At 46.2% G+C, this 3,071-nt stretch carries 2 protein-coding genes and 1 pseudogene; 2 read left to right on the top strand and 1 reads right to left on the bottom strand.

Going from position 1 to position 3,071, the window contains the following annotated elements:
- The coding region (locus L5M38_RS23945; RefSeq protein WP_263180527.1) for a helix-turn-helix domain-containing protein at positions 1-185 on the bottom strand (185 nt) is incomplete at its 3' end.
- 58 nt (positions 186-243) lie between these two features.
- Between L5M38_RS23945 and L5M38_RS23940 the strand changes: the two are divergent.
- Positions 244-2,844: pseudogene (locus L5M38_RS23940) on the top strand (transcriptional regulator); the annotation flags it as partial.
- 72 nt (positions 2,845-2,916) lie between these two features.
- Positions 2,917-3,071 (top strand): transposase DNA-binding-containing protein (locus L5M38_RS24650; protein ID WP_411569244.1); only part of this gene is annotated, 155 nt, incomplete at its 3' end.

The raw sequence follows: 3,071 nt of genomic DNA, 5'->3' as shown, positions 1-3,071 counted from the left end.
TAATCGGCAAGGTGATTACGTACAGTGCTTTCATGAATGCGTAATGCTTGAGAAATCATTGCCGGGGTCCAGCCTTCGGATGCAAGCAGTACTGCTTTGATGCGGTCACGAATACGCCCGTCACGCGTTTGAGCATGCTGGGTCTCTAGGACTTGTTTTTGTTCAGGAGTAAGGAGTAGTTTCATAATCGTTAGCTTGATCCTCATTTCACTGAAAATCAAGCATCTTCATTGATCACGGGTATATAACGGCATTGGTGTCGCGTCATTCAGCAGCTTAGATTTTGCCGATGTGAGTAAAGGGCAACTACTCACCGATCTTGCCAGTGCAATGCTCGACTGGGAAATCAACGACATCCCAGTATTCGAAGGCATGAGCGCTGAGACTCTGGCGATTCAACTCGTCGAAGATATCCAAAGCGTGATCAATCAGTGTACCCAAGCGCTCAAGGCTAAACCCTTTTCCAATCCGTTTTTTGCCTTGTTTATCGACCGATTAGAAGTGTTGCTCTCATCACCGCTATTTAGCGATACCGAACGAACCCAGTTCATAGAATTATTGGAACAACTCGCCACCTCAAAAGCCGTGATTATCATCAGTGCCTGTCGCAACGATTTTTATCCTTTATTGGTCAATTACCCAAGCTTAATGGCGGGTAAAGCCCGCGGCGCCCACTTTGACTTAGCGCCGCCAACACGCACTGAGCTATTACAAATGATCCGCCTGCCCGCGGTGGCTGCCAACTTAAGCTGGGAAGTTGACAGCGACACCGCGATGCCGCTCGACGAAATGCTCTGCAGCGATGCCGCCAGTAACCCAGATGCGTTGCCTATGTTGCAATACACGCTGCAAGCCTTGTATTTGCAACGCAGCGCCGACGCTAAGTTATTAGTCTCGGTTTATCATGCACTTGGCGGTATTGAAGGGGCGATTGGCAAAAATGCCGAGCAAGCGATTTCCCATTTAAGCGATGCCGAAAAAGCCAGCCTACCGCGGATTTTATCCCTGCTAGTGACTCTGCGTGAAGATGAAAAGTCCATCACCAGCCGCACCGCTCGCTGGTCACAACTACAAAGCACCGCTGAAACCGCCCTAGTGCAAGCCATGGTCGATAGCCGCTTATTCGTGTCGCATCTGCAAAATGGTGAACCCTGTTTTAGCATCGCCCACGAAGCACTTTTACGCCGTTGGCCGCGGGCAACCGCTTGGATTAGCGAGCATAACGACAGCTTAAGCATTAAGAGTCGCCTACAGCATTTATCTAAGCGTTGGCTCAGCGAAGCCAAACACAGCGCTTATCTGCTCGCCGACGGCAAGCCGTTGAAAGAGGCCCAAAGCCTCAGCCAAAATCCGTTATTCGATTTAGACGATCCCGAAACCGCCTTTATCGCAGCCTCCAGCAAACGCGCCAATATGCTGCGCTGGACGAGGCGCCTAACCGTCGCCCTGCTGTGCGTCCTCACCTTAACCTCCGTCATTATGAGCGTGCGCAGCATAGAGGCCGAAAAACTTGCCCTGCAAAAACGCCTCGCCGCCGAAGATTTGCTCGGCTTTATGGTGGGTGACTTCGCCGACAAGATGCGCGGCATCGGCCGTATGGACTTACTCGACGGGATCAGCAATAAGGCACTGGAATATTTCACTGATTTTTCCAATAAAGAGGATGATGCACACTTAAGTTTTGACGCCCGCTTCCAACACGGCCAAACCTTAGAGGCCATGGGGGAAGTCGCCTATTCGCGCAATAAAATCGATGAAGCCCGCAGCGCATTACTCGCGGCGCAAGAAAAAATGTTGCCACTGCTCGAATTGCAGCCGGAAAACTTAGCCCTACTGAAAACCTTAGGTGCCAATGCCTTTTGGTTAGGACAGCTTAAGTATGATGTGAGTGATTGGGCGGCATCGCGCCCCTTCTTCGAGCAGTACTTAGCCTATAGCCAAACTATGTACGCCCTTGCGCCCGAAGATAAAGATGCGCTCATGGAACTTTCTTACGCCCATAACACTTTGGGCTCAGTTTCGATGAAGCAACAGGAATTTGCCAAAGCACAACAAGATTTTGAAGAGTCGCTAAGGCTTAAATTGCTCGCCTTGGCAAAAGCGCCTGAGGATAGTCAGCTAATTGCGGATGTGGCCAATGCACGTTCTTGGTTAGCGAGTGCGGCAGTGTCACAAGGTGATGTACTTTCAGCCATACAGATCCACACTCAACTCCAACAAGAACTAAGCAATAACATTAAACAGCCATATATATTAGATAGACTAGCAGCCAGCCATCAAATTCTTGCTAAGTTATACGATTATCAAGATCTACCAGAACAAGCCCTAAGACAAACCCGACTTGGTTTGGAAGCAATATCAAAAGCGCTAGAACAAGATCCTAAAAACGATATTTGGACAAGACAAAATTACTATTTACACTTCAATCTTCTAGCATTTGCACGCACTGATTCTAATGAGATTACAAGATTAAAATCTTTACTAGATTCAGATATTGATTTGAATTCTTCATCGAAGAGAGACGAAGTGTATGCAAGCTATTTTCTTGCATCAGCACAACACTTACAACGACAAGGTAAGTTTGATAAAAGTATAGAATATGCTGTGCTAGCAAAAAATGAATTTCTTAAGTTATCAAAAAAATTCAATCAAAATATTAACTTCATTTCAAACTTATCGGAAAGTATTCTATTTGAAGCTAAAACGGTCAAAAATTATAAAGCCAAGCATGAATTATGCAACACTTCAAAATATTTACTATTACCTATAGTAGAAAAAGATAAATCACCAAATTTCACCATTCATTATGTTAAAGCCCTTGACCTGTCTCTTCTACACAAATAATTAGTAAAAAAACGGAACTCTCTTGACTGCCGATGATCTGATCATGCAAATTCATTTACTTCACCATTTTCCATGTCAATTTTTAACCCGAGCCAATGGGCAGCCGATCACTTTCATCATGCTGAGCTAGGTGATAAACGAAGAGCGGCAAGGTTAACCGTCGTTGCTGAACATATGGCGGTTGGCAGCGGCAAATCGGTTGCCAGATCATGTAATGGTGAAGATGC

It is taken from the genome of Shewanella sp. SM101, assembly GCF_025654465.1.
In the GTDB taxonomy this organism is placed as follows: Bacteria; Pseudomonadota; Gammaproteobacteria; order Enterobacterales; family Shewanellaceae; genus Shewanella; species Shewanella oncorhynchi.
The sequence above is the reverse complement of the archived record's forward strand: the minus strand, read 5'-3'. Positions and strand labels throughout refer to the sequence as shown.